A 20,095-nucleotide genomic window follows, 5' to 3' on the forward strand; every position below is an offset into this window, starting at 1 on the left:
ACTTAAATCCGTATAATTTTTATTCCAGATGCAAAAATTCACTATTGGGATCTGATGTAGAAAATCCTTGTATCGTAATATCGTATTTATTGCGAGCTAAATAGCTATATACCACCTGTGGTTCATTCTCAAATACGACCCCTATAAGATACGGATTCGATGATTCATAGCCTGCTTCACGATGAGGCACAATTTGAAATTCCCACGTTTCATCAGGATATTTATTCTCCAAGTGCAACTGGATATAACTCATTTTCTTTTCAATCTGCATATCGATCCAAAATGGACGCACGAAATAAATGACGCTAAATGACACGATAAGAAAAAGAGCCAACCACTGAATATTTTTCCTTCGCTTCCCCTTGAAAAAAAAGAAATGAAAAAAGCAAGAACTACAATGCTACTAGCTATCAATATTTGAATGATTTCTATTGGATGCAAGGAATCTCCCCCTTTTTTTCAAATCAGTGAGTTCGTTTAAAAGGATGTACAATATGAAGGATTTAATAATTTCTATTACGTGGCTAAATAAAAATAAAGAAAATTTTATATAAAAAACAATTTTCACCAATATGGCGGAAATCCTAATACACACTATTTTACCTTTTTTTAGTAAATAAAGAAGTCTTATGATAATATTTGTGTAGCATAAATTTTAAGGATATAAAAGAATGAGGTTGAGAATATGGATAGTAGTCAGAAGTTAGGCATACTCGTAGCTATTTTAGGCGGTTTGTCTCTTATGTTTTTAGGTGTACTTTACAATATTGGGGTAAGTGGTTTAATTATGGGGATTTTTACCATCACTATGTTTATAGTCTTGTCTACATTAGTTAGTAAAATGATTGTGCAATTAAAGGAGAAGAAGATTACTCGGGAAGAAAAATTCTAAATTCCCTTATTCAGCTACAAAAAAACCGGTAAACACTGTTACTACAGCATTTACCGGTTTTTATTTTCTCTGTAAATATTTTTTATAACCTCAAATATTTAAATAGCTAAAAATGAACGGTAACGAAAGTAAAATTGCTGAAAGAGTTATAAGGGTTAATGAGATACCTATTGATAACTTTTCTTTCCGTTTCCGCTCATCCCATCCATTAAATTGATATTTGTTTCGATACAATACATACATAAATATAAAAATTGCAATCAAACTGATCCAACTATACTTTTCAGCACCAATATCTATATATGTATAGATATTCTTAAAAACAGCCCCTACGATTATCATCGGAACTACAAAAATGAAGAAAATTCTAAAAAGTTTTAATAAGAATCCCATTTACCTCACCTGTTTTTTAGTTAATATTACCATAAATAAATGAACCCTAACATTTAAAAAAGACACGAAAGTTGGTGTTTACACAGCATTCATGTCTTTTAATTTAATTATGAACACCTGCTATTAAGTAAGGTAACAACTGCTAGGCACTAACTTCATTGCTGAAAATTACAGTGTATTCATTCAGTAACTTATCTAATTTTTGACTTAAACTAACAGTCGTAGGATGGTTTAAACCATTTTCCATACCAGACTTAATCATAGCATTTCTAAGGACCTCTACATTTTTACGGATATTTACTTTTTCAAATATATTATTCATTGGGAATCTCTCCTCATTATTATTAATTTTTTATATCAACCAAATACAATAATTTACAAAGTGCTTATATTATGTAAATACACAATAAAACGAACTATTAAACCTATCTAAACCAAAAATATGGAAAAAATTTTAATTTGTAGTTTAGAAGCACAATAAAAATACGTAAATATTCTCAAATTAATGATTTACGCATTTTTATTGGAATTCTATTTATCCATTTTTTATGTATATCCTGAAACTTTATGGAAAGCGCGATGGTAGGTTTCTGAAAAAGAATCTGAATATAAGAGGATTTTTCGATGGATTATTAAAGCAATGACTCCTATCCGTTTAATTTTTTATGTCCTTCTTAGACTTTAAATTTAGTACTAACTCGTATCCAAAGGCTACTAAAATTCCAGACCAAAAAATTATTCCTGAAGTCAGGGGCTCACTTTCCGATATTAAACCACAAATATAATTGATAAAAAGCAGCAACATATAAGTATAAAAGCCAAGCATGGCCCCACTTCCCCAATTACTTTGCTCAAATTTAGACATCTTTTTGAAGAATTTCATGGTTCCCCTCCACTCTGTAGTCTTTCAGCTCTCATAAATGGGCTTTAGCCATCCTACAACACTTAAATATAATACAATAACTTTATCGCAATAAACTAGGATAACTTGCCATAAATTACAGTTATGGAAAAATTGCATCAAAAGCTGTAGATCGAAAGCTTTTTAATTGTTACTTAAGATGGAATTAAAGGGATATGGGTGCTGGCTGAAATTTCTTTTCAATGTCTCTCTGTGGTCTTTTAATACAGGTGGATAAAAAATGTAGGGAATGAATTTAGGTTTTCACTTATTCAACAAACGGGCCATATTGTTGAATAAGATTTTTTTAGGGAGAGTGTTATAAAAGAATACCTTCATGTTCAAAAGAAAAGGCACGAATGTTGATACAACAACAATCGTGTCTTTCGGAAACGTTAAGTTTTTTATGTATGCTTAATTCAATTGTTCGGCTAAAAAATTCTCTCCTAAAGGTGTTAATTTGGCTTTGCTTAGATCAACAGAGTGTACTCTTTCGTCATAATATTCATCATTGCCAAACCAGTAGATAGTAATATTTGTAATGTACTTTAAATCATCTAAGTATTCAATAAATTCTGCCCACATATCTAAACTTAAATTGTATGATGTATAAACAGGTGTTGTACCATTCTTGATTTCTTTTAAAATACTAAGTATTATTTCTTTGTTTTCCAAATTAAATACCACCTCCGCTATCTAACTCATCAAATGTTCTTTATTAAACGAATAATCATTTTAGGAATAAACATTAAAATGTTCCAAGCCACTTCAAATAAGATTGAACTCGTAAGATCCCCTAGCAACTCTTTAAAAAGGCCGTCATGCCTCTCCTTCTTTGTTTTTTTATTTTTCATTTTCTGACTCCAACTAACTCAAGATTTATTTGAATTATAATCCATTTTTATTTTTAAAACCAATTGATGAAAGTAATATAATCAAAACCGTCGTTTGGTAACAATAATAAGGTGTCACCCCTTATTCCACAATCTGGGCGCGATTGTTGAGCAAAACAATTAGAAAATGAACAAACCTTCTTTCTAATAGATATTTCTTTTTTGAAAGAAGGTTTGTGAGGCATTTTTAATTGAACTTTATTACAAAGCAACATTCGGTGTGCTTTTTCATTTGCCTTAAAGTTTTTCCCCCGTCGTTCGAGATAAGTGAAAATAAAACTTCTGCTTAATCGGTTTTTGGGAAATTTTATCCCTATTTCTCATTTCAATAAAGCTATTTGTTATTTTTAGGGAAAAATTTAATACAGCAATTTTCATTTTCATTTAAGAATCTTAAATCTTCAATCGTTATTTGTTGTGGGTTAATTCGATGTATATTCCTAGAAGGCACTTTTTCACTGTGCCATATTGACCAAAATTCTACTCGGTTTTGTTCTTCAACATTGTCCTTAATATAGTCAACAAGTTGGTTTAAAAACGTTTCATTTTTATTACCTCTAACTTTGTAGATATTAGGCTTTTGAATTTGCCCTCCTGCCGCGATAGGAGGATTTTGTCTGCAAGGAAGAACTTCGAACTGTTCTCCAAAATGGTTTTCTTCTAAAGCTATAACAGTCGGTAAGGGTTTTTTTGAAGCAAAATAACGATAAAGGCTCATTATATACCTCTTTCTACATAATTTTTATTGTTTTAAATGATATACCAAATAATTTCACTTTGCATAAAAACTTATTCCGCAATATGGCCCTAAAACGGAAAGACGCGATCTTCTTATTGAAGAATCGCGCCCAGATTATTGAATAAGTAAATCCTAGTTGAACGTCATGTTAATAAGAACTTTACTCCATGTGAGATAGTTCATAGAAAACTTTACTAATAAAAACTGCCCTTCAATTATTAGACATAATCTAGCAATTGAAGGGCAGTTCGTATAAGGACTTTATTTTTTTTCCTGTTCAATAAATTCCACGTTATATTGTTTAGCTACCCTATAAATTTCACTTTTATCTTCTTGCAAGAACTGATCGTTTAAAGGAATTCGAATAGAATCTCCTCCAACTGAAGTAAAAATATATTCTTCATGCGTACCTATATCATCGACATAATATTCGAGAACTACTTCTTGCATTTCAGACCATTGAAATTTTTTTTCGTCGAATAATTTATTTGAGACCACTTCTTCTTTTCCTATATATGTATAACTTAAAATCGATAAATAGAAAACAAAGAGTCCCCCTGCAATAATAACACTTGATAGGCTAAAAGTGAGTTTGTTCTGTTTAATTACCGGAATCATTAATCCGATAAATAAAATAAAACATGCAGCCATTACTAGTCTAAAATTGATTTCTTCCGGATAGAGTATGATTGCCAATCTATCAAATACAAATGTTTGAACATAGAACACAGGAAATATTGCTCCTAAAACAGGTATGCTGATAAGAGCTACTATGGCGAGCACTAAAAAGATTAGACGAGGCGAGTATTGAGTTCGCATTTTAATTCCCCCTTTGAATTAAATAAGAATAGGTATTGTCCCTAACTAGTTATACGGATAAGGTAACACAAAGTTTCAATTTTCTGAATTAATTAACAAAATTTTCTAAACTTATCTTTTTTACCAAAAAGTTAATCCTCCTTTAATAAAAATTTTATTCCACAATATGGCCCTATAACGGAAAAACGCGATCTTCTTATTGAAGAATCGCGCCCGATTGTTGAATAACGTTCAGCAAAATATGTTATATCGGAAAAGAAGATTTTGTTTTATATTGAGGAAGAAAAATAATTATAAAATTACCACCACTTTTCTCCGTGCTCATTTTCATTGTTTAATTTTTGGTAGCAGAAATATCGCCACTATTAGTTTCTAATTGGATTAGTATAGCTCCTTTTCCTGTCTTAGCGTTGTTTTGATACTTATTAAATAAATTCACATCACCTGATGATGTATTCACTTCAAATTCAACGTCTGTCGGCTCCTTCTTTGATCTAATATTAATGTCGCCACTACCCGTTTTAGCATTTATTGAATCTAGAATTTCGTTATTTGTTATTAAAACATCACCACTATCTGTTATAGTTTTAATTCTTCCTTGTAAATTTTCTATGGTAACATCACCAGATACTGTTCTTAAATTTACATCCTCAGAATTGATCTTCTTAACATTTATATCGCCACTGTCAGTTGAAATTCCAATTGATTCAGCTTTAAGACTTTGCCAAAATACATCAGACGAAGATCCATTTACATTCACATTGCTATACGTTTTTTCTGGAATATAAATTTTCAATTTTATAGTTGGAACATAAAGGTTAAAGTTAAACCACTTACTATTATCGGGCAGCAAGGATATAGCAAGTGTTTCTCCTTCGTCTTTCACTGAAAATTCATTCAATATGCTATCTACACCTTTACCAACTAATTCGACTCTAGCTTCATCGGAACTAGGTATGCTGATGAATTCCACATCTGTATTATCTACATCAATTTCTATGGAAGTAATATGCTCATTTTTGATTAACCTTTTTTCATCTATGGTAATTTTATTATTCATTAAACTATAAGTTACAACAATTCCTATTACGCCTATAATAATTACAAGGACAGCAATTAAAGATAACTTTTTAATCATATTGATTACCACCTTTCACTATTGACAAATTAAATTTTAAGTAACGAAGGAATCCCCTTTTTATGTTAACTGTTCCATAATAAATACCAACCGAGATGAATAAACCAACTCCACATAATATCATTGAAAAGAAAACATCAAACCATTCAAAAGTACCGGTATTCACAATAGCGCTAGAAAATACTAATAACGGACTGACAATCCCGGCTAAACCAGTTACCCACCCTGCTAATAAAAGTGCAACAAGCCCAAGAAATGGACCGAGCACAAGCAATAGATTGACAAAACTAAGACCAATTACTGCCCAAATTGCTTGGAATACATTTCTAGTGGATGAGGTTTCTTCTCCTTTTGTAATAAAATAATCTGCTAGTAATTCTTTAGATAGTTGTTTTGGTGACCCCAGTGATTTTACAATCTGACCTTCTGTCTTTCCTTCCATTACATCCATTGAAAAATATTCTTCATAATCTTGCAATATTTCCTCTTTCTCATTTTTTTGGAAGACTTTGTAAATTTACACCTAAGACTAATAAAAATTTACTTTTATTCATGAGAAATTCCCTCCTTAATTAATTGATTGACTCCTTTAGAGAATTCATTCCATTCCTCAACTAGTTGATATAGGTATGTACGACCTTTATCTGTGAGCTTATAATACTTTCTCGGTGGACCTTCAAGAGATTCCTGTAAATAGTTTGTAAAATACTCTTCTTTCGTTAACCTTCTTAATAATGGATAAACAGATCCTTCGGAGATTTCAATTTGGTTTGAAATCTCTTGAACGAGTTCATAACCATAACGATCCTTCTTATCCAGCAATACAAGCACACATAGTTCTAAAACACCCTTTTTAAACTGAACGTTCAATGTTTTTCACCTCGTCTCTAATAAAATCAGCTACCTTATATTATATAGTTCCTAATTTCGATTAGCCTTGTTAGCTATAGCATAACACTATGTACTATTCATTGCAAGGTACCTAATTACATTTGCTAATATTATTTTTCATTCAAGCTCTCGCTAATTGGAAAACGCGATCTTCTTATTGAAGAATCGCGCCGGATTGTTGAATTTCATTTTTCAATTAAAGCATCTGTGGTGAAATTAATTCGTATAAAAAGTAACTTTTACAATTGGAATGGACCGTAACAAGACGATCCATTTTATATTAATGAATTTGTATAGAATAAATACATCAACTATTCAATCTTATCCGGGGTTGACGCCATGATAAGTTCTTTTCCATAAGTAGATGGATCTACTAATGCTTTAAGCATCACATGTGCGACATCCGCTCTATTTGTTCGAGGCGCTCTAGGCATTTTATAACCAGTTGCTGCATCACGAACAAGAGGATTTTCCATTTTCACTCCATTAAACAATGGACCAGGATGAACTGTTGTCCAATCTAATCCGGAATCTCTAAATTTGATTTCGCCTGCCAAATGATCTGCAAAATTTCCTTTTAAGAAGGTGCGTGTACCAAGTCGATAAGGATAGCGTGTATTATTAAATGTATTTCCAACACCTAAAGCAGACAAACTTACGATTCGTTTTACATTTGCAACCCTCATTGCTGTAATTACATTTGGTACCACCCATTCAAATAATCTATCATTGCGATTTGAAATGGAATTACCAAGCGCCATAAATACAGCATCAACTTCTTTTATTGCTTTAGTCAACAATTCAATATTATCTAAATTACCAGTGAAAACTGTTAAATTCTTTTGTGTTTGCATAGATTCAGGACGTCTGACGAAAGCGATTACCTCATAACCTTTTTCTAAACTTTGTTTCACTAATGCTTGACCTGTGCGACCAGTTGCACCAATAATTAATAGTTTCATCACTATTTCACTCCCTTATCCATTTCTAATTTAAATGATGACATTTTAATCCAAAATAATTTCTACAATTTCGTTATTCGTTCCTACTCGCATGGGCATTCCCCACGTACCAACACCAGAAGTAACGATTACATGTGGACTATTAGGATTTTTTTGATAATGTCCATAATCGACTTCAAATACATGTTTTGTTATAAGGTTCCCCGGGAAAATCTGACCTTTATGCGTATGTCCCGATAAAATTAAATCCACATGGTTATTGTATTGATCTAAATTACTCGGCGTATGATCCATTACAATTAGTGGCAGTTCCGGATCAATTTCATCCAATATTTCTTGGATATCTTTTCTTATTAAGTCTCCGTACCCACCAATTGGTGAAGGATCTAAGCGTCCAACTAATGCAAAGCGCTCATCAATAATCAAATACTCATCTTTTAATAACGTAATGTTACTACTTTCAATTAGCTCTACCATTCTAGTAAATGTTTTACCACCATCATGGTTACCAAGCGTTGCAAATACACCATACGTTGCTTCCAGCTGTTTGAATAACTCCCTTACTCGTTCAGGATTTTTAATTGTATTATAATCATCATTAAAAATATCTCCTGGAATCGCAATTATATCTGGTTTCATTGCATTAATCCTCTCAACTATTTCCTCAAGTCGACTTTCTGAATGCACTGCTCCTAAATGTAAATCGCTGATTAAAACAATTTTCAAATGCGGAGAAACAACTGAATCCTTCGTTTCAATCTTATATTGTACTTCTTTAATCTGCATCGCATTACATGTACCGTATCCTACAAAGCCAATTGTACATAAAATAGCAAAAAGCCAAGTCCATACGAGAACATTTGAAGGAATTGGTGAAGAAATCAACTGAAATATAGTCCCGATAAATAAAACAAAATCTGCCACAACGAATGCTAACAATAAATAGATGAAAATTCCCATCCAGTAAGAACCAAACCAAGTTGCAAACTCATCAATAGCTCCGGGTACAGGTAAAAATACGAGGATAAAGGTAAGCGCAATAACACCATACATACATGCAAATATCCAAGTATTGATTGTCGGAAAAATAAGTACAAGCCCCCTATAAAGTCGGTGGCCAATATATAGATTGGCACCGCCATATAGGAGGAGTACAAGTGATATTCCAAAAAACATGGTCAATTTACTCATACACTCCTCCTATGCTTCTACTTGCTCAGCTACAATTTCTTCTTGTTTATCTTTTGATTTCTTCCATACACTTAATATAATAACAACACAACTTACACCGATCATCCATACTTGTGTAGCAACTAAGTCCCAAGATAATTCGGCATTAAAGAAGAATAGTTCACGTAATCCTTCTACCATGAAGCGCATTGGTAACAAAGGATATAGCCAGTCACGATAAAATACTGACATCATTTCTGGTGCTAACCCAAATAACGGTGCGCCAAAGAATAATAGTAAGACGAAAATTGGCATCGCTCTAAAACCAATCCATGAGAATAACGCTAAAATCAATAGAATAAAGCTAATTGAAGTAATGCTTAAAAATAATGCCGTATCCATAAACGATGGAATGTTTAATCCTACAATATCGCCTGCAATCCACGTAAAGCCAAATCCTATAAATATTGCGGCAATGAACGCCATCAGTAATTGTAAGCCTTTTGTTGCAAAGCTTTCTTTACGAGACACATGCTTTAATTTACTTGCTGTAAAGAATAAAATCGCAGCCCCTACTAAACTTGCTAACCACATTGGCTGTAGCATTAAAAATGGTGCATTGCCGTTTGCTGTATTTTTAGATACTTCATTGACGTTAATTACGTTTTTTTGAATAGGTGTTACAAGGTTTCCAGCAAGCTGTGCTGATACAAGCTCACCATTTTTTTCAGCACTTTCGATCAACTGTGTACGTACAGCATTGTTCATATTATCAACAACACCATTTAAGACTTGCCCTGCAATTGTTGATACTTGCATGTGCATCCCTTGGTTAATATAAATTTGCACCGCAGGATTCGTCGGTGCTGGTGTTTGAAGAGATACTTGCTTTTCACTAAAATTATTTGGGATTACAAGTGCGCCGTAATACTTCTGCGCATCTAACCCTTTTTGTACAGCTTCATCACTCTCTACAAATACCCATTTAATCATTTCAGATGCTTCTAAATCACTCGACCCGTTTTCAATCATGTCAACGATTGTTTGCCCCATATTCATTGTCGTTCCGTTCGGTAACGTTACTCCCTCGTCCTCATTGACAATTGCAATTGGTAAATCCCTTACCTTTGGCTGAACGTTCGGATAGAGCGTTAACGAAAAGATGAAAATAATCGCGAGTGTAATGAACGGTAACGCTAACACTAATTTATTCTTTAACATTCTTCTTCCTCCTTAAACAACGACATGTTGTTTTACTACTTTGATTTGATTATAATGAGCGTATAAACGATGAACAACAAGCAAAATAAAGCGATGTGTTGCGTATACAACACTAAGTTCAATTGTGTTGTGAAAAGTTAAAGGAGGTAATAATGAATGAATCCACTACACCCAGATTTACGCGTTGTTCGAACACGACAAGCGATACGGAATGCATTTTTTGAACTATTAGAGGAAAAAGGCTTTGAAGCCATTACAGTGAAAGATATTACAACAAGAGCAACGATTAACAGGGCAACCTTTTACGCACATTATGATGATAAATTTGCGCTCATGAACGCATTAGAGGAAGAAATGATGCAAGAACTGAATAACATTACTACGGAAAATATCCCCGCGCTGATCAAACTGATAGAAGAAGGTAATAATAAAATGAAGACAAGCCCCATTGCTGTTGCCACACTTACATACATTGGGCAAAATCGGACATTTATGAAAGCAATGCTTGGTCCACATGGTAATATTGCTTTCCAATTACGGTTAAAGGACTTCATTTGGAAATCAATCTTCTCAAATGATGCCCATCCCTTCATTAAAAAGGACAAACTGCTTGTACCAGGGCAATATTTGGCTTCATACATCGCTTCTGCACATATTGGTGTAATTCAACAATGGTTAATGGATGGAACGAAAGAAACACCTGAAGAAATGGCGAACATCCTTTCAACAATGACGGTGAACGGCATTGTTTATGCGGCAGGGTTAAAGCATCCATAGAAAAAGCCAGCAATCCAGATAAATGGACTGCTAGCTTTTTTCTGTTATTTCTTTTCTTTTTCTACCATTTTTAAGACGGCTTCGCCTTCCATATCGACGTTCGGCAAGATACGGTCTAACCATTTCGGCATATACCAAGCTGATTTACCAAGTAACATCATAACAGCTGGTACCATCATCATACGGACAACAAACGCATCGAAAATAACACCGAACGTTAATGTTAAGCCGATAATTTTAGTCATTGGATCTGTTGAGAACATAAAGCCACCAAATACAGCGACCATAATAAGGGCAGCAGCTACGACAACACCGCCACTATCACGTACTCCCGCCATAACCGCTTTACGTGCGTTACCTGAATGGGCAAATTCTTCACGCATACGGCTTACTAAGAATACTTCATAGTCCATCGCTAAACCGAATAAAATACCTGTTGCGATAATTGGTAAGAAACTTAAAACTGGACTCGTTGTCACGAAACCAAATAGTTCATAGAAGTTTCCGTCTTGAACAACCCATGTGACAAACCCTAATGTGGCACCTAATGATAAGACGAAGCCAAGTACTGCTTTAAGTGGTACTAAGATTGAACGGAATGCAACCATGAAAATAATGAACGCTAATACAACAATGATCGATGCGAATACTGGTAAAGCCTCTGATAAACGTTCAGAAATGTCGATATACATCGCTGTATTACCTGTCACATTTAATTTCACGCCGTCAAATTTTGTATCACGTAGCTCATGTACAAGCTCTATTGTTTTTTCATCACTTGGACCATTCATTGGATTTAATGTCAGTACAGCCATTTCACCTGATTCTTTTGGAATCACATTTGTAATGACATCGACTTGATCCATTGCTAAAATATCAGCTTGTAGTTGGTCAAGTTTCGATAATACTTCCCCATCTTTTTCTGTTGCCTCTACTACAACCACAAGTGACGCGTGAACTCCTTCACCATAACCCTCTTTTAATAAATCATACGCATCACGCTGAGGTGTGCCTTCTTCATACACGCCATCATCCGGTAATCCTAGTTCCATATGGAAAATCGGAATCGCTGTAATAGCTAAAAACGCAATCGTAATTGTAGCAATTAAAACAGGGATTTTGTTTAAAACCTTCGCCCAGCCTTGTAATAACTTACCTGAGAATTTCACTCGATCTGTTACTCTTTCAGCTATCGTCTTTTTACGATCAACTGCAGGTGTGATTTTTTCACCAAATAACATTAATACGGCAGGTGTAACAATCACTGCAATTAATATCGCAATGAATACTGTTAACGCTGCTGAAATCCCCATCATTGTTAAGAATGGAATTTGTGGAACAGCTAATGCTAATAACGCAATAATTACCGTAATCCCAGCAAACACAACTGCTGTACCAGCTGTACCATTTGCAATGGCAATCGACTGTTGAATCGAATACCCTTTTGCAAACTCTTGACGGAAACGAGAAATAATAAATAATCCGTAATCAATGCCTACTGCAATTCCAAGCATTGCAGCTAACGTGATTGCTACAAATGCAACTGTAGCGTAATTTGAAATAATCATGACACCGCATAAACCGATAATTAAGCCAATGATCGCTGTAATTACAGGCATACCCGCTAAAAGAAGTGAGCCGAACGTAAAGAATAAAATTACAACCGCCACAATGACACCAATTACCTCTGAAGACATATCGCTAGGTCCTTGATTATATATCTCAGTTTCTGAAGAATACAATTCGGTCTGAATACCTGCATCTTCTGTGATTGCAAACGTTTCACGCAGTTCATCTGCTTGTGACAATTTAAATTCTGAAGAAGTTACATCATAAATGGCCATTAAGAAGCCGATTGTTTGCTCTTCATTATAATTTTGTAGCATATCTGGTGTGACAACTGTTTCAACACCATCAATTGCTGCAACTTCCTCTGCTAATGAAGCTAATGAAGTTTTTACATCCTCATCGACTAACGTTTTGCCTTCAGGTGCTTTCACTATGATTTGCATTTGAGCACCGGCGTCCCCAACTTCAGGGAATTCCTCTTTTAACATATCAATCGTATCCTGAGCTGGCGTGCCAGGGATTGTCATATCATCTTTTAATTGTGGGCCTAACACACCTGCCATGACACCAACTGCAATTAAAATCGCTAGTAAACCTGCAATAATTGACTTCGGATGGCGTGTTGAAAATAACCCTAATTTGTACAATAACTTTGCCACAATATTTACTCCTCTCATGTTGAATACATTGTTATCGTACGATAGAAAAATGCCCGAACGTAGTGACGTTTGGGCATGTTTTCATTAGATTAAATTTTTCTCAATGGCGACTGAAAGAGCCTGGGTACGTGATTTCACATCAAGTTTTTCGTAGATTACGGTTAAATAATTTTTTAGCGTACGTTCGGAAATAAAAAGCTTATCCGCAATTTCACTGTTTTTTAAACCTTTTGAGAGGTAATTTAAAATAATAAGCTCCTTTTGTGTTAAAAATAATTTATTTGCCTGACTGTCTTTCGCTACCGTAATCGCTTCTTCAATATCAGGTGGAAACCACGTTTCATCATTTGCCACTTTATTGATCGTTTCATAAATGACGCTACGTTTTGCATCTTTCAGTAGGTAGCTCTTTACACCGAGCTCTACGGCTTCAAGAAGCATATACTTTTCTTTATAGGTTGTCAAAACAATAACAGGAATATGTCGTCCTGACTTTTTTAATGCACGCAGCACACCAATGCCGTCTAGTACGGGCATATTTAAATCAAGTAAAATGAGCTCAGGCTCTAGTGTTTCGAGCATTTTAAGTGCTTCCTGTCCATTTTCTGCTTCTCCGATGACCTCGTTCTGTTGCTTTAGTTCAAGTACAAGTCGCAGACCTTCTCGTACAATATCATGGTCATCAATAATGAATATTTTCATTCTTTCACCTACTTATAATGGAATTTTCACGATTATTTTTGTCCCTTTGTCTATCTTACGAAAAATGTTAAATTGACCGTTTAGTAGTTCTGTTCGTTCTCTCATCCCAATAATGCCGTAATGACTCGTCCCACTCGCGCGTGTATAACCTACACCATCATCTTCAATTTCAAAGATTAGAAAATTATGTTCAATCGTTGCTTTGACTTGAATAACCTTTGCCCTCGCATGCTTAAACGTATTTGTTACGGCTTCTTTTAAAATCGCAATGATATGATTTGCGATTTCTTCATCTACCACAATGTTATCCTCTAACTTCATCTCAATTGGAATCGAAAATAATGTTTTTAAATTCGCAACTTCTTTTACAAGACGATGATTGAGCATTATTTCTTCCGATAAACGTAAATCATCGACGACTTCTCTCGCCTCGACAATCGATTGTTCCACTTGCGTTTTGGCTAGTTTCAAGAGCTCCCCAGCTTCTTTCACATCTCCGTCTTCTAAATACTCATCCATGACTTCCATCTTTAAATTGACACCAATTAGTCGCTGAATCAGTGAATCATGTAAGTCACGTGCCATTCGTTGCCGCTCATTTTGTTTGGTTAATGCTTCGATCCTTTTATTCGCAAGGAGTAATTCTCTATTTTCCACTTCTTTTTGATTAAAGGTCGCAAACCCTAAAAGGATGAATAGGAGTGAAATTAAAAAGATAAATATGGCGTAATCCAATTTATATTGCTCATACATAATCGATAGCATAAAAAAACCATATACAATGTAGAAAACTAAAAATGCCACGAATTTTTTCGCCTTATTATACAAATAAAAAGACTGCGTAATTAATGTACCGCCAAACACAATTAATACAATAATCGCAAAATCATGAACGAATAAGGATGACAGCAATACTATGAGCGATTGGATGAGTAAATAAAATGTCCCTAACCGTATATAGATTTTATTCCCATACCAGTGCAACACGCTTAATAAGATACAGCCTACTATAAAGAGAAGTGTTTCAATTACTGTTGCACCATTTACTGAAATTAATATTGCAATAATCAGCGTCACCAAAATATGGGCGATCGTAAAAGGGGTTCTCAAAATGGACGTATTATAATTGAGGAGCTCAAAATGCTCTTGTACTTTCATTGAATCACTCTTTCATTCTGCATTTTCTTCTATATTTAATTTTTACCCTGATAACAATTTCATCCTAATATATATAACGTATCTTATCCACAACCCCCGAAGCAACTGACTTTCGGGCATTTAATTAGCAGAAGAAAAAATGTGTTCCTCCAATATTTGTTCCATTAACAAAAAACACTTTCCTTATTCAAGGAAAGCGCAGATTGTTAATGTACCCCTGGGGTCGTTTGGTATCTTTCATAAAAGAAGGTTATTCAATAATATGGCCCGATTGTGGAATAAGAAAATAACTTGCCTATCTACACAGGAATTTAAATAAACTTTTTTACAAATTATCATCTTTATTAAAAATGATCAGTCTCTATTATAAATTATCGAACTTTATTTCAAAGCCACATGAATTCCCGTACTCGAAAAACCAGATTTGAAAGGCTTTTCCCATTGGATAGTGTAATGCAATGCCTTCTGGGATGAGGTTGTAACGTAGGCTGGAATCTGTCCCGAGTAGTCCTCTATTAAACCCAAAAATTAACATTTAATCAATCAACAGTACCAGAATACTTATTAAGCAATTTATCCAATTCTTGACTGTGATTTACTACTTCGGGGTGTGTGAACCCTAAATCCTTCGCTTTTTTATACATTTGTTTTCTTTTTAATTCAATTCTTATTTTTAATATTGATTTTAATATTAAAATTTTCATCCGTTTTTTTCCTTATTTAGTTTTTGATTTACTAATTTATTTTTTTAATTTAATATTCTAAAACATTAAAGCACAGAATTGAATAGAAAATTGAAAATTTAAATTATTCGTAATATTAATAGTTAAATGTAGATAATATTACTATAAAATATAGTTTTCTTAATTAAACAATAATCTGTCAGGTTATTAATTAGGACGAGTTTAATAAAAAGTAGCAACTGAGTGAATTCAGTTGCTATTTTTAAAATAATTCATAAAATCAATGCGAATTCCCATATGATTTGTTGTTTTTTCCTTCTTAAACGAACTTGTATTATACACTTCTTTTATCCTCAAATAAATGCCGGCTTAGAACATCGACATCATACAATGGAAAGCCGACCCTTTACCGCATTATTTTAGCTAAAGGGTCAAATAAATAACGAAGAACAGTAATGGGTCCGGACATATTTTCAAGATTAATAAAGGAAAGAATAATTGACAACATTAAGATTACTGAAACTGTAATTTTATCCGTTTTAGGTGCTTTCTTTAGCCGCTTCCAATCATATAAGACAATGGACCAAATACAAACTTGTATGATAAATATCGTCATCCAATCTAATTGCATTATTCTTCCACCTCATTTCTTGGAAGTGCAGCAGGCGGACCAATATAACCCGGTCCTTTTATTTTTGCCTTAACCTGAATTTTTATCTCGATTTCAGAGTATTTTTCATCCCAATTGTCTTTAACTTTATTCCATTCGTTTGGATATTTTTGATGAAACCGTCTCCCGAAATTTGCCGCATCTGCATGGAACTCTTTTTGGAGCTGTTCAATCGTCTTGGATATTCGTTCCCTTAAACCTGTTTCATACTCTTTTTCGATGGTTTTGATGACATCTTTGTTCATAAGATTTAAATGAGTTTCATTTTGAACAATGTCTCCGCTAATTCCAATATGGAGATTCATTATCCAGTTGCCATCTGCAATTTCGGGACTGAATTTAACCTTACCTGATGTTGGTGTCATTGCAATTTCCCCGTCTTCCCCTTCAAGCTTAATTGAAATTGTACTTCTCTTTACTTCGTCTTTTAACCACAGTAAGCTGCGGGCCTCCTCTTTATTCAACGTTCCTGCCATTTGATCTTCCTTAAAAATGGCTGTCCCATGAATAATTGGTATTGTTTCATTAGGTTTTTTTGCTTGTTCTGTTAATTCAAGCTTTTTAATATAGGGCATTGAAACACTTTCACTAGTTCCCATTAAAGCCATATCGACATCTCTTAACGTTGTTTTGATACCGGATTCTTCCTCTACCAATTTTCTAAGCGCCTCTCCCGAGTATCTTTCTAAAGGAGGAACTAACGTCAGCATCTCCATTGCTTCGCCTTCACTTACAAATAGCAAAGAATTTCCACGAGGACTAGGATGACGAACCAGAAAGTCTATTTCATTGCGAATCCCTTTCTTGGCAAGTTCCTCACCCAAAATATAGATTTTACATTGCCCCCAGAAGAGTCTTCTCGGGACATGTTCTTGTAGATTGGCAATGGCAGTGGCAAGATTATCTCCTGTCCCTTCTCGAACAAATGTGGAGCCTGCACTAGGATCCTCGCCACCTTGACCCGTTGTGATTGTACGAGGGATAAATATTTGAACTGACACTCTAGTTTCTCCATCATCTAAGTAATCTATTGCAGTAGCAGTAATAATTCCTAGGTCCTGCAATTCCACTCTACTCCAACAACCGGAGAGAAGGGGAAGGATAAATAAAAGCATTAAAATAAGATAGTTTTTCTTCAACCGCTTTCACTTCTTTTTCTTCGTGCATAAGCAATCAGCAGTAAAATCAGCGGCAGAATAGTCTGAACAAGCACAAAATAAAAAGGCATAATAGTGGACATATAGTCTACCAAAACTACTAAATTTGGAATGTCCCAATAACTGAAGAAAATTATAAATACGCTTAGAGGAAACACAATCAGCCGATAATCTGAAAGTCGAAATAACTGCGCAAGCCCTAAGCTGGATACATATAAAAATATGGCTATTTTAACAAAGCTTCCCAGAATCCAGGAAGCCATGATAATTACTTCAAAGTTCTCGAAAAATCCTAATACGTTAATGGCACGGACAATTGAGTATACTGGATAAAATTGATTGGCAGATGACACCCCTAAAAAAGTGAGAACAAAAAAGTTAACGTATAACAGCATTAGCATAACGTAGAAGGAAGCCCTCATCCCGGATTTCAAACTCTCTTTTGAGTTCTTAATGAAAGGGAAAATAAAGGCTAAAATAAAAAACTCACTAAACCATGCTTGATGTATAAAGCCGCCCTTCAGGACAGGGAGTAATCCATTTTCTAAAATCGGAAGCATATTAGAGACGTCAATATCCTTAATCAGAAAAAGTAGGGATACCGCTGTGCTTAGATAAAGTGTCGTGCAAATAACAGCAGCCCTTGCAATCACTTCAATTCCACCACGCACGGCCATTGCACTGACTAAAACAATTGTGACGGAAATTAAGATGGTAGGTGTTTCTAGCAGTACATTATTAGTAATGAAGTCGGAATACTGTCTGACTATGATTCCCGTATTATGAATATAAAAGGAGATTAGAACAAAGCCGAATATCTTTCCTAACAGCTTTCCCAAAATCTCTTCACTATATTGAACAGGGGTCATCTTCGGAAATAGTTGATGAAGCTTCCAAGCTATAAACACCGTTAGAAAACCTAAGAAAGAACCTGCGATTGGAGTCATCCACATATCATGCTGGGCAAATTTGGCGGCTGCGGATGGAATTGATAATATACCGGTCGCGATTATAGTCGGAACGATTAAAATTTCCATCTGAAGGCTTGAGATTCTTCCTTTTTCCAACAAAATACTTCACCTCCATCTTATTGTAGTGTTTATCATTAAGGACCTGGTTTTAAATTCGTTCCTTGTCTCGTTTCATTAAAATCACCCGTTAAGTGCGGACGCTTGTTCATTTTCCATAAAGGAGAACGTAGAATTGTATCTCTCAGCGGATGTTTTTGCAGTGTGTTGACCGGGCTTAAATACGGAATGCCAAATGATCTTAATGTGGATAAATGTATAATGAGCATAATAAATGCAAGCATCACTCCAACTAATCCTAATACGCCTGCTAAAAGTATGATAGGGAACCTTAAGAGGCGAATGGCAAGCCCAACCGAATAACGAGGGACCATAAAAGAGGCGATTCCGGTGATACTGACCACAATAATCATAGGGGCAGAAACAATCCCTGCTTGAACCGCTGCCTGTCCAATCACAAGTGCACCAACAATACTAACAGCAGAACCAACCTGTTTAGGAAGACGTATTCCAGCTTCACGTAATGCTTCAAAGGCGATCTCCATGATAATTACTTCTACAAGGGCAGGAAAAGGGACACTTTCTCTGGAAGATGCAATACTTAGCAGTAAGTCCGTTGGAACCATTTCCTGATGAAACGTCGTAATAGCGACATAAACAGAAGGGAGAAATAAGGCGATTATTAAAAAAAGAAACCGGAGAGTTCTGATAAATGACCCAATCCAAAATCGTTCATAATAGTCTTCCTGAGATTGAAAAAGACTAAAGAAACTCACAGGTACAATCAATGCAAAAGGTGTCCCTTCAATCATTAAAACGGCTCGGCCTTCCAGTAAGTTAGCGCAAACTACATCTGGCCGTTCCGTATACAATACTTGCGGAAAAGGAGAATAGGTACTTTCTTCAATAAATTGTTCGATATACCCGCTTTCCAGCACCCCATCAATATCAATGCGGTTAAGCCGATTTTCTATTTCCTCAAGTAAGGTTTTATCTGCTAACCCCTCAATATAAGCAATCGCGACCTTTGTTTTCGTATATTTTCCGACAGTGACGCTTCTCATTTTCAGTGCCGGGTCTTTAATGATGCGTCGTACTAAAGAAGTATTGGTTCCAAGTGATTCAGTGAAACCTTCTCTTGACCCTCGAATGGCAGTTTCGGCTTGGGGTTCCTCAATCGAACGTTTTTCAAATTTTACTAGCCCCAAGGCTAAAGCTTCCTCTGACCCGTTCAAAAGCAGAAGGGGGTTTCCGCCTGCAATTGCCTCGACACAGGCTACATACGTGGAAACTTTATCTATATTTGCAATCGGCAATCGGTGTTTAATAGAAAGGAGCATGTTTGTTTCATCGAACTCTTTTTCATTCAGTAATGTTTCAAGTACCTGATCTTCAAGCTTTTGGGTATCGCTTAATCCTTCTATATAAATAACGGCTACCTCGTTCTTACCGGCAATAAAAGAACAAAAAACTACATCCGGACTATCCTTGTATAGAGCGGAGAAAAAATTTAAGTTATCTTCAAGCTTCTTTGATAATGGGATGTCCTGGGATACGGAATCCTTTTCCTCTTTCTTTAAAGAACGCGATCTAATATAAATCACCTCAATTTCCGTCGAAACATTACTTTAAATCTAACCTAGATAAAACAAAAATATACATACCGGCAATAA

At 34.9% G+C, this 20,095-nt stretch carries 21 protein-coding genes; 2 read left to right on the forward strand and 19 right to left on the reverse strand.

The window, feature by feature from the left end; all coding sequences use genetic code 11:
• Positions 1 to 19: 19 nt before the first annotated feature.
• Complete coding sequence (locus MKY27_RS13880) at positions 20 to 334, reverse strand: hypothetical protein (RefSeq protein ID WP_339195823.1); 315 nt, start codon at positions 332 to 334, stop codon at positions 20 to 22.
• 351 nt (positions 335 to 685) lie between these two features.
• Here MKY27_RS13880 and MKY27_RS13885 point away from each other — a divergent pair, with 351 nt between their 5' ends.
• The gene (locus MKY27_RS13885; protein ID WP_339195826.1) at positions 686 to 892 is read left to right on the forward strand and encodes a hypothetical protein; all 207 of its coding nucleotides are present in this window, start codon (positions 686 to 688) and stop codon (positions 890 to 892) included.
• Positions 893 to 1,427: 535 nt separating this feature from the next.
• Here the strand turns inward: MKY27_RS13885 and MKY27_RS13890 are convergent.
• The 11 genes from MKY27_RS13890 to MKY27_RS13940 form a co-directional block, all read right to left on the reverse strand.
• Positions 1,428 to 1,607: an aspartyl-phosphate phosphatase Spo0E family protein gene (locus tag MKY27_RS13890; protein ID WP_339195828.1), complete on the reverse strand. Its 180-nt coding sequence runs from the start codon at positions 1,605 to 1,607 to the stop codon at positions 1,428 to 1,430.
• 333 nt (positions 1,608 to 1,940) lie between these two features.
• Positions 1,941 to 2,168 (reverse strand): hypothetical protein, encoded by a 228-nt coding sequence (locus MKY27_RS13895; RefSeq protein ID WP_339195830.1) that lies wholly within the window; start codon positions 2,166 to 2,168, stop codon positions 1,941 to 1,943.
• 432 nt (positions 2,169 to 2,600) lie between these two features.
• Positions 2,601 to 2,861, reverse strand: a complete 261-nt coding sequence (locus MKY27_RS13900) for a hypothetical protein (protein ID WP_339195831.1) — start codon at positions 2,859 to 2,861, stop codon at positions 2,601 to 2,603.
• A 552-nt stretch (positions 2,862 to 3,413) separates the two neighbouring features.
• Positions 3,414 to 3,797 (reverse strand): hypothetical protein, encoded by a 384-nt coding sequence (locus tag MKY27_RS13905; RefSeq protein ID WP_339195834.1) that lies wholly within the window; start codon positions 3,795 to 3,797, stop codon positions 3,414 to 3,416.
• A 282-nt stretch (positions 3,798 to 4,079) separates the two neighbouring features.
• Complete coding sequence (locus tag MKY27_RS13910; protein ID WP_339195836.1) at positions 4,080 to 4,637, reverse strand: hypothetical protein; 558 nt, start codon at positions 4,635 to 4,637, stop codon at positions 4,080 to 4,082.
• 334 nt (positions 4,638 to 4,971) lie between these two features.
• On the reverse strand, positions 4,972 to 5,775 hold the full coding sequence (locus tag MKY27_RS13915) for a DUF4097 family beta strand repeat-containing protein (protein WP_339195839.1): 804 nt from the start codon (positions 5,773 to 5,775) through the stop codon (positions 4,972 to 4,974).
• Positions 5,768 to 6,253 (reverse strand): DUF1700 domain-containing protein, encoded by a 486-nt coding sequence (locus tag MKY27_RS13920; protein WP_339195841.1) that lies wholly within the window; start codon positions 6,251 to 6,253, stop codon positions 5,768 to 5,770. The genes MKY27_RS13915 and MKY27_RS13920 overlap by 8 nt, the downstream gene beginning before the upstream one ends.
• Before the next feature lie 68 nt (positions 6,254 to 6,321).
• Entirely contained in the window at positions 6,322 to 6,645 is a 324-nt protein-coding gene (locus MKY27_RS13925) for a PadR family transcriptional regulator (protein WP_339195843.1), read from the reverse strand.
• 332 nt (positions 6,646 to 6,977) lie between these two features.
• On the reverse strand, positions 6,978 to 7,628 hold the full coding sequence (locus MKY27_RS13930) for an NAD(P)-binding oxidoreductase (RefSeq protein WP_339199738.1): 651 nt from the start codon (positions 7,626 to 7,628) through the stop codon (positions 6,978 to 6,980).
• 45 nt (positions 7,629 to 7,673) lie between these two features.
• Entirely contained in the window at positions 7,674 to 8,819 is a 1,146-nt protein-coding gene (locus MKY27_RS13935; RefSeq protein WP_339195846.1) for a metallophosphoesterase, read from the reverse strand.
• Positions 8,820 to 8,828: 9 nt separating this feature from the next.
• Positions 8,829 to 10,019, reverse strand: a complete 1,191-nt coding sequence (locus tag MKY27_RS13940; RefSeq protein WP_339195849.1) for an ABC transporter permease — start codon at positions 10,017 to 10,019, stop codon at positions 8,829 to 8,831.
• A gap of 156 nt (positions 10,020 to 10,175) precedes the next feature.
• On the opposite strand from MKY27_RS13940, the gene MKY27_RS13945 reads away from it, so the two are divergent.
• The gene (locus MKY27_RS13945) at positions 10,176 to 10,796 is read left to right on the forward strand and encodes a TetR/AcrR family transcriptional regulator (RefSeq protein ID WP_339195850.1); all 621 of its coding nucleotides are present in this window, start codon (positions 10,176 to 10,178) and stop codon (positions 10,794 to 10,796) included.
• Positions 10,797 to 10,840: 44 nt separating this feature from the next.
• Here the strand turns inward: MKY27_RS13945 and MKY27_RS13950 are convergent, their stop codons facing one another.
• The 7 genes from MKY27_RS13950 to MKY27_RS13980 form a co-directional block, all read right to left on the reverse strand.
• Positions 10,841 to 13,024 (reverse strand): MMPL family transporter, encoded by a 2,184-nt coding sequence (locus tag MKY27_RS13950; RefSeq protein ID WP_339195852.1) that lies wholly within the window; start codon positions 13,022 to 13,024, stop codon positions 10,841 to 10,843.
• Between the two features lie 84 nt (positions 13,025 to 13,108).
• Entirely contained in the window at positions 13,109 to 13,726 is a 618-nt protein-coding gene (locus MKY27_RS13955; protein ID WP_339195855.1) for a response regulator transcription factor, read from the reverse strand.
• Between the two features lie 12 nt (positions 13,727 to 13,738).
• A complete protein-coding gene (locus tag MKY27_RS13960) occupies positions 13,739 to 14,884 on the reverse strand; it encodes a sensor histidine kinase (RefSeq protein ID WP_339195857.1) in 1,146 nt (381 codons plus the stop codon).
• A 539-nt stretch (positions 14,885 to 15,423) separates the two neighbouring features.
• Positions 15,424 to 15,588 carry an aspartyl-phosphate phosphatase Spo0E family protein gene (locus MKY27_RS13965; protein WP_339195860.1) on the reverse strand — a complete coding sequence of 55 codons (165 nt, stop codon included), beginning with the start codon at positions 15,586 to 15,588 and terminating at the stop codon, positions 15,424 to 15,426.
• Positions 15,589 to 16,197: 609 nt separating this feature from the next.
• The gene (locus MKY27_RS13970; protein WP_339195862.1) at positions 16,198 to 17,376 is read right to left on the reverse strand and encodes a Ger(x)C family spore germination protein; all 1,179 of its coding nucleotides are present in this window, start codon (positions 17,374 to 17,376) and stop codon (positions 16,198 to 16,200) included.
• The gene (locus MKY27_RS13975) at positions 17,373 to 18,464 is read right to left on the reverse strand and encodes an endospore germination permease (RefSeq protein WP_339195865.1); all 1,092 of its coding nucleotides are present in this window, start codon (positions 18,462 to 18,464) and stop codon (positions 17,373 to 17,375) included. Before MKY27_RS13975 ends, MKY27_RS13970 begins: the two co-directional genes overlap by 4 nt.
• A gap of 35 nt (positions 18,465 to 18,499) precedes the next feature.
• Positions 18,500 to 20,026 (reverse strand): spore germination protein, encoded by a 1,527-nt coding sequence (locus tag MKY27_RS13980; RefSeq protein WP_339195867.1) that lies wholly within the window; start codon positions 20,024 to 20,026, stop codon positions 18,500 to 18,502.
• Positions 20,027 to 20,095: the final 69 nt, after the last annotated feature.

Origin of the sequence: Solibacillus sp. FSL R5-0449 (assembly GCF_037975215.1) — a bacterium.
Lineage (GTDB): Bacteria > Bacillota > Bacilli > Bacillales_A > Planococcaceae > Solibacillus.

What these genes read in the sequence shown, in the direction of transcription:
- MKY27_RS13945 (WP_339195850.1), top strand. Translation starts at nt 10,176, where the DNA reads ATGAATCCACTACACCCAGATTTACGCGTTGTTCGAACACGACAAGCG.
- MKY27_RS13965 (WP_339195860.1), bottom strand. Translation starts at nt 15,588, where the DNA reads ATGAAAATTTTAATATTAAAATCAATATTAAAAATAAGAATTGAATTA.
- MKY27_RS13910 (WP_339195836.1), bottom strand. Translation starts at nt 4,637, where the DNA reads ATGCGAACTCAATACTCGCCTCGTCTAATCTTTTTAGTGCTCGCCATA.
- MKY27_RS13935 (WP_339195846.1), bottom strand. Translation starts at nt 8,819, where the DNA reads ATGAGTAAATTGACCATGTTTTTTGGAATATCACTTGTACTCCTCCTA.
- MKY27_RS13885 (WP_339195826.1), top strand. Translation starts at nt 686, where the DNA reads ATGGATAGTAGTCAGAAGTTAGGCATACTCGTAGCTATTTTAGGCGGT.
- MKY27_RS13930 (WP_339199738.1), bottom strand. Translation starts at nt 7,628, where the DNA reads ATGAAACTATTAATTATTGGTGCAACTGGTCGCACAGGTCAAGCATTA.
- MKY27_RS13890 (WP_339195828.1), bottom strand. Translation starts at nt 1,607, where the DNA reads ATGAATAATATATTTGAAAAAGTAAATATCCGTAAAAATGTAGAGGTC.
- MKY27_RS13895 (WP_339195830.1), bottom strand. Translation starts at nt 2,168, where the DNA reads ATGAAATTCTTCAAAAAGATGTCTAAATTTGAGCAAAGTAATTGGGGA.
- MKY27_RS13955 (WP_339195855.1), bottom strand. Translation starts at nt 13,726, where the DNA reads ATGAAAATATTCATTATTGATGACCATGATATTGTACGAGAAGGTCTG.
- MKY27_RS13905 (WP_339195834.1), bottom strand. Translation starts at nt 3,797, where the DNA reads ATGAGCCTTTATCGTTATTTTGCTTCAAAAAAACCCTTACCGACTGTT.
- MKY27_RS13940 (WP_339195849.1), bottom strand. Translation starts at nt 10,019, where the DNA reads ATGTTAAAGAATAAATTAGTGTTAGCGTTACCGTTCATTACACTCGCG.
- MKY27_RS13960 (WP_339195857.1), bottom strand. Translation starts at nt 14,884, where the DNA reads ATGAAAGTACAAGAGCATTTTGAGCTCCTCAATTATAATACGTCCATT.
- MKY27_RS13915 (WP_339195839.1), bottom strand. Translation starts at nt 5,775, where the DNA reads ATGATTAAAAAGTTATCTTTAATTGCTGTCCTTGTAATTATTATAGGC.